At 64.4% G+C, this 6076-nt stretch carries 5 protein-coding genes and 1 pseudogene; 2 read left to right on the forward strand and 4 right to left on the reverse strand.

All coding sequences use genetic code 11. From position 1 onward, the window contains the following. Positions 1 to 46: 46 nt before the first annotated feature. The 3 genes from C100_RS45320 to C100_RS45330 are packed head-to-tail and all read right to left on the reverse strand — an operon-like array spanning position 47 to position 4304. On the reverse strand, positions 47 to 1384 hold the full coding sequence (locus tag C100_RS45320; RefSeq protein ID WP_024021807.1) for an amidohydrolase family protein: 1338 nt from the start codon (positions 1382 to 1384) through the stop codon (positions 47 to 49). Then, on the reverse strand, positions 1381 to 2778 hold the full coding sequence (locus C100_RS45325; RefSeq protein ID WP_024021808.1) for an amidohydrolase: 1398 nt from the start codon (positions 2776 to 2778) through the stop codon (positions 1381 to 1383). Before C100_RS45325 ends, C100_RS45320 begins: the two co-directional genes overlap by 4 nt. Continuing rightward, positions 2775 to 4304: a peptide MFS transporter gene (locus tag C100_RS45330; protein WP_024021809.1), complete on the reverse strand. Its 1530-nt coding sequence runs from the start codon at positions 4302 to 4304 to the stop codon at positions 2775 to 2777. The genes C100_RS45325 and C100_RS45330 overlap by 4 nt, the downstream gene beginning before the upstream one ends. Before the next feature lie 143 nt (positions 4305 to 4447). Between C100_RS45330 and C100_RS45335 the strand changes: the two genes are divergently transcribed. Together C100_RS45335 and C100_RS45340 are read left to right on the forward strand one after the other, a co-directional pair. Next, positions 4448 to 5026 carry a nitroreductase family protein gene (locus C100_RS45335; RefSeq protein WP_024021810.1) on the forward strand — a complete coding sequence of 193 codons (579 nt, stop codon included), beginning with the start codon at positions 4448 to 4450 and terminating at the stop codon, positions 5024 to 5026. Positions 5027 to 5097: 71 nt separating this feature from the next. After that, positions 5098 to 5442: a GntR family transcriptional regulator gene (locus C100_RS45340; RefSeq protein WP_024021811.1), complete on the forward strand. Its 345-nt coding sequence runs from the start codon at positions 5098 to 5100 to the stop codon at positions 5440 to 5442. Positions 5443 to 5466: 24 nt separating this feature from the next. Here the strand turns inward: C100_RS45340 and C100_RS0125425 are convergent. Then, a pseudogene (locus C100_RS0125425) lies at positions 5467 to 6076 on the reverse strand (hypothetical protein); the annotation flags it as partial.

Raw genomic sequence — 6076 nt, forward strand, 5'->3', positions numbered from 1 at the left:
GCCGCTTAGACTCGTCGTCAGCAATCAGCCCAGGCCCCCTTCCCTGTCACCATTCATAGGCTTTGGGCAGCGCACCCTCCGTCGGAGTGGCGTAGCGGTCGCGCAGCTTCGTCTGGCGATTTTCCAGCGGTTGCTGAACGCCGTCGATCCAGACCGCAACCGGGGCCGACGTCATTTCGAACGGATCGCCGTCCCAGATAACCACGTCGCCCGCCTTGCCGGGGGTGAGTGACCCGATGCGGTCGCCCAGTCCCATCGCTTCGGCCGGGGCGGAGGTGATGGTGCGCAGCGCCTGGCCCCAACTGAGGCCCGTGGCGCCCGGCACCCTGGTCAGCGCCACCATATTGCCCGCCTGCTGGGTTGCGACGCGCAGTTGCAACGCATCATCGCCCGTCAGCATCCCCATGGAAACGCTGACGCCCGCTTTCACCATGCGGCCGACATTGCTCTGGGTCGCTGCCAGTTTTTCGAAGGCAGAGGGCAGGTCCTCCAGTCCCGCCGTGATGACGGGCACCTTCGCCGCGGCGATCTGCGGCGCGACCATCCATCCTTCGGTCGCGCCGGCAAGGATCAGCTTGAGCGCCGGGAAATCCTGCCGCAACGCCAGCACGATCAGGATGTCGCGCGCGCTTTCCACATGCACCATAAGCGGCATGGCGCCGGTGACGACCGGGACCAGCGCTTGGGCATCCACGCCGTTGAGCAGAGCGTCCTTCGAATTGCCGTCATAGCTTGCCGGCGCCTTCGCATAATCCTGCGCCTGGCGCAGCATCATGCGGAAGGTCAGGATCATCGCCGCGCGGCTGCCGCCGGCTTCCGCCGCGCCCGCTTCACCCATTTCCACATATTGAAAGGCGCGCGCTTTGGTGATTGGATTCATGTCCGCGCCCAGATCGATAACCGCGCCCTGCCCTGCGAAGATGCCGGTGCCGGTCGCCGGAGCGACCACCGCGCGGGTGACGCCGCCGGCGCGACTGATCGCGATCGGGTTCGCCAGCGGGTTGATCGCCGGTGTGACATCGATCGCCGCCGAAAAGGGCGATCGCGCGGCGGTATCGTTGGTTTCCTTGACTGCCGGCACTTCGACCAGGCCAACGCGCGAGAAGCCGGAGACGATGCCGGGCGTGACCCATTTGCCCGATCCGTCGACGATCTTCGCACCGGCCGGAACGGCGACGCCCGCCCCCGCCGCGACGACCTTCCCGCCATCGAGGACGACGGTGCCGTTCTGGACGGGTTCGGAGCCGTCGCCGATCGCGACGGTCGCGCCGGTGATGGCGACGGACTGGGCAAGGACCGGAGCAGAGATTGCCGCGGCCAATGCGCAGACCAGGGTTTTCGACAGGCTGGAGCCAAAGGGATTTTTACGGGCGGTGTTGCTCATTTCACGTCTCCCGCGCCAATCTGGCCCAGTTCAAAATCACTCACGGGGCGCCGCTTTGGATTATCAGCGTCGTAAAGCAATGCGCCGTCGATCCAGACCTTTTCCGGCCGGGTGTAGGTGCTGAACGGATTGCCGTTCCACAGCACGACATCAGCCATCTTGCCGACCTTCAGGCTGCCGGTCCGGTCCGCTATGCCCATGGCGCGAGCGGGGTTGATCGCCAGCCAGGTCCAGGCGACTTCATCGCTGATGTCGATGCCCATGCGGCGCCCCGCGCCCAGCGCCTTGGCCGCTTCCTGGTTCAGGCGCTGAATGCCGTCCTGATCGTCGCTATGGACGATAGAGCAGGCGCCGGCGCGATGGACCAGCGGGATATTTTCCTTGATGCCGTCATAGGCTTCCATCTTGAAGCCATACCAGTCGCCCCATAGCGCCGCGCAGATGCCGTTGTCGCGCAGCATGTCGGCGATCTTATAGGCTTCGACCGCATGGTGGAAAGCGGCGATCCTGTAGCCGAATTCCTTCGACATATCGATGACGTTCGCCATCTCGTCAGCGCGATAGCAATGATTATGGACCAGGATCTTGCCTTCCAGCACGTCCGCCAGCGTTTCCATGCCAAGGTCGCGGGTCTGCTCCTTCCCCGCTGCACGTTTCTTCTGATATTCGCGCGCCTTGATCCAGGTCTGGCGGTTGATCGCCATATTGCCCATGCGGGTGCTGGGTTCGCGCCCCTTCGACCCATAAACGCGCTTGGGATTTTCGCCGCAGGCCATTTTGAGACCCTGCGGCGCGCCGGGGAATTTCATCCCCTGCATGGTGCGCGCCGGGACGTTTTTCAGCGTCACGCTGCGGCCCCCGAAAAGATTGGCCGAACCGGGCAGGATCTGGAGCGTGGTGACACCGCCATTGGCCAGCGCACGGGAAAAGCCCGGATCCTGCGGCCAGACGCTATGTTCCGCCCAGACATGGGGCGTCACGGGCGAGGTCGCTTCATTGCCGTCGGACAGAGCCTCGACGCTGGGTGAAGGATAGTCACCCAGATGGCTGTGAATGTCGATCACGCCGGGCGTCACATATTTGCCCTGCGCGTCGATCACCACCACATCGGCGGGGATGGGCGTGTCCGGGCCGCCGATTGCGCTCACCTTTCCTTCCGACAGGAAGACCACGCCATTGTCGATACGTCCGCCCTCACCATCGAAAATGGTCGCGCCGCGCAGCACGGTTGGGCGACCGCCATAGGGGTGGTAAGTGGAAGGATAAGGATTTTCGGGCTCAGCCGACGGTCCCTGGGACGCCGGTGCCTCCTCCTTGTCCTTCCTGGCCGCGACAGGACCGGCGGCTCCCGCCAGCAGCGTGGCGATCAGCAGTATCCTGCACCCCTTTTTCATGCTTCTCCCTCCCGGTTCGACGATATGGTGTCGAGATGCATCATGCGCGTGACGAAGGGCGAAACCAGCAGCACCAGCCCGCCCACAATTACCGCAAACCAGCCTATGCGCGTGTAGACGTCAAGCACTTGAGTCACATCTCCAGCCTCCCCACTGCCCGTCGTCCGGGCGATGAGGCCGGCGATGAAATTGCCCGCCGCCATGGCCAGGAACCAGGTGCCCATGACCAGCCCCACCATCGATGAAACCGACAGGCGGGTCATCGCCGAAAGGCCGACCGGCGAGAAGCAGAGTTCCGCCATGGTGTGGAACAGGTAGATCAGGAAGACGAAGAGGACGGGGGTCAGGTTTTCGCCCGCCATCGCCGCGCCCGCCACCAGCACCAGGAAGCCGACGCCGCACAATATAAGGCCGACACCGAACTTGGCGGGCGAGGAAGGCTCCAGCCGACGCTTGTCGAGCAGGGTCCACAGCAGCGCGAACAACGGCGCCAGCAGGATGATGAAGATCGAATTGACGGACTGGAACAGCGAAGCGGGAACGTCCCAGCCGAACATCACCCGGTCGACATTGCGGTCGGTAAAGATGTTGAGCGACGATCCGGTCTGTTCGAACAGCCCCCAGAAGAGCGGATTGAGCGCGATCAGGAACAGGGCGGCGAACATCCGGTCGCGATCGATGCGCCCCAATGTGCCGACCGTCCGCCAGAGGATATAGACCACCGTCAGGGCGGAAAAGCCGAGCAACGCATAACCGAGCAGTTCGGCATAGCGAATGACCAGCCAGATGGCGATGATGCCGAGCGCCGCGCCGAGATAGATGGTCCATTCCTGGCTCAGGCCCGTGGGCGTGCGCTGGCGCAGTTGCGCTGGCGCGGGCGGCTCGCCTTTGCCCAGCAGCCAGGGTTTGAGCCAGACGAACATGACGAGGCCGAGCAACATGCCCACCCCCGCCGCGCCGAAGCCCCAGCTCCAGCCCCATAGTTCGCCGAGCAGGCCGCATATGATCGGCCCCAGCATCCCGCCCATGTTGATCCCCATGTAGAAGATCGAAAAAGCCGGATCGCGGCGGTGATCGTCGCGAGGATACAGTTCGCCGACCAGCACCGAGATATTGGCCTTCAGGAAGCCGGTGCCGACAATGATGCTGGCGAGCGCGAGGTAGAAGCCGTTCAGATAGAAAGGCTGCTGCCCCCCCGGCCCTTCGGTGATGGCGATCAGAAAATGGCCGATGGCGATAAAGACGCCGCCCGCCAGCACCGCCTTGCGCGGGCCAAGGAATCGGTCGGCCAGATAGCCGCCGATCACCGGCGTGATGTAAACCAGCGATGTATAGGCGCCATAGAGAAGATAGGCCTTCTCTTCACCAAAGAGAAAATGCTTGGTCAGATAGAAGATCAGTATGGCGCGCATCCCGTAATAGGAGAAACGCTCCCACATTTCCGCGAAGAAGAGCAGGAAAAGTCCACGCGGATGGCCAAGCCAGGTCTTGCCCGCTTGCACCGATACCAAGTCAGAGGTCGCCATGAAGGCCCCTTTTTATTTATCTTGTGCGTCGGGCCTCGAGGGCGCCGATCAGGATGGCAGCAACCTAGAGCGGAACGTCTGATCCTGTCAAAGCGTCGCCCTGCCCTTGCGTTCGCGGCGGTGCCGCGCCATCTGTCGCGACGATGTTCAACGATCGCTCCACTCCGCTCGCCCTGCTTCAGACCCGCCGCTCCGGCAAGCCCCGCGATCTGGTCGCGCCCGGCCCGGATGATGCGCAGTTGCGACAGATATTGGAGGTGGCGCTGCGGACCCCCGATCATGGCAAGCTGGCCCCCTGGCGCTTCGTGATCGTGCCGCAGGGCCGGCGGAGCGCGCTGGCCGAGTTGCTGGCGAAGGCCTACCGGGCCGAGAAGCCCGACGCCGGGCGGTTGGAGATAGAATCGATGCACCAATTCGCGCATCAGGCGCCGACATTGGTGGTCGCGCTGTCCACGCCCGTCGCGGGAAGCAAAATTCCCGTTTGGGAACAGGAATTATCGGTGGGGGCGGCGATCATGAACCTGCTTCACGCCACCCATGCGCTGGGGTTCGCAGGCGGTTGGCTGACCGGTTGGCCCAGCTATAATGACGATGTGCGCGCGGCCTTTGGCGGCGCGGGCGAGAAGATTGCCGGCTTCGTCTTCATCGGCACGCCGGGCAAGCAGCAGGATGAACGTCCCCGGCCAGATTATGACATGATCGTCTCCACATGGGACAGATAATTACGCAGACAATTGAGAGTGCGTAATCTTGTGACTTGACCCCTGCGGCTGTATTATGGCACTGATGCACCATGGCCGACGACTCAAAGCCCGTCTATCTCCGCCTTCGTGAGATCATCGCCGCTTCCATATTGGACGGGGAATTTTCCGATGGCGACCTGTTGCCGTCGGTGCGCGCTTTCGCGGCGGCGCAAGGGGCCAATCCGCTGACGGTGGCGAAGGCCTATCAGAGCTTTCAGGATGACGGGCTGGTCGTGGTGAAACGCGGGGTGGGCATGTTCGTCGCCGATGGCGCGACCCGGCGGCTGCGTGAGACCGAGCGCGCACGCTTCCTGGAAGCGGTCTGGCCCCCGGTCGCGGCGCAGATGCGGCGGCTGGGCCTGCGGATCGAAGATATGGATCTGGCGAAGGCCTGAAGCCGCCTGCCATTCTCTACACCGCTATAGCGCCGCGAGCGCATCCCGCGCTTCCTGGCGGCCGGTGAAACCCGGCGCGGCGGCCGCGCGGCCAAGCGCGATCCTTGCTTCCCCCTTGCGCCCCGCCGCCGCATAGGCCTGCCCCAGATGCATCTGAAGCGCGGGCGCAGCAGGCGCCAGCGCAACCGCCTTTTCCAGCAGATCGACCGTCGCCGGCCCCTTTTGCCCGGTGCGCAGCATCACCCAGCCCAGCATATCGGCGGTGATCGGATTGCCGGGCATCAGCCGATAGGCATGGGCGGCATAGGCGCGCGCCGCCGCGCCCTCGCCGCTTTCCAGCGCCGCACGGGCAAGGTCCGCCATCAGCACCGCGTCATTGTCGCCAATCTGCGCGCGCACCGCCCGCAGCATCCGTAGCGCGCCGCGCCAATCCTGCGCCTGAATGGCGAGTCCGGCGGCCAGCCGCTGCGCCTCCACATCATTGGGATTTTGGCGGAGGAAGAGCTGCGCCACCTGCGCGGCACGCGCGGGATTGCCGGCGCGCGTCCAGGCAGCAGCCAGCCGCAGCGCGGCGTCCCGATCGAAACGGATGTTGGCGGCGGCCTCATAAGCGCGCGCAGCCTCCTGCGGCCGG

The sequence above is a fragment of the Sphingobium sp. C100 genome (genome assembly GCF_000508185.1).
Classification (GTDB): Bacteria; Pseudomonadota; Alphaproteobacteria; order Sphingomonadales; family Sphingomonadaceae; genus Sphingobium.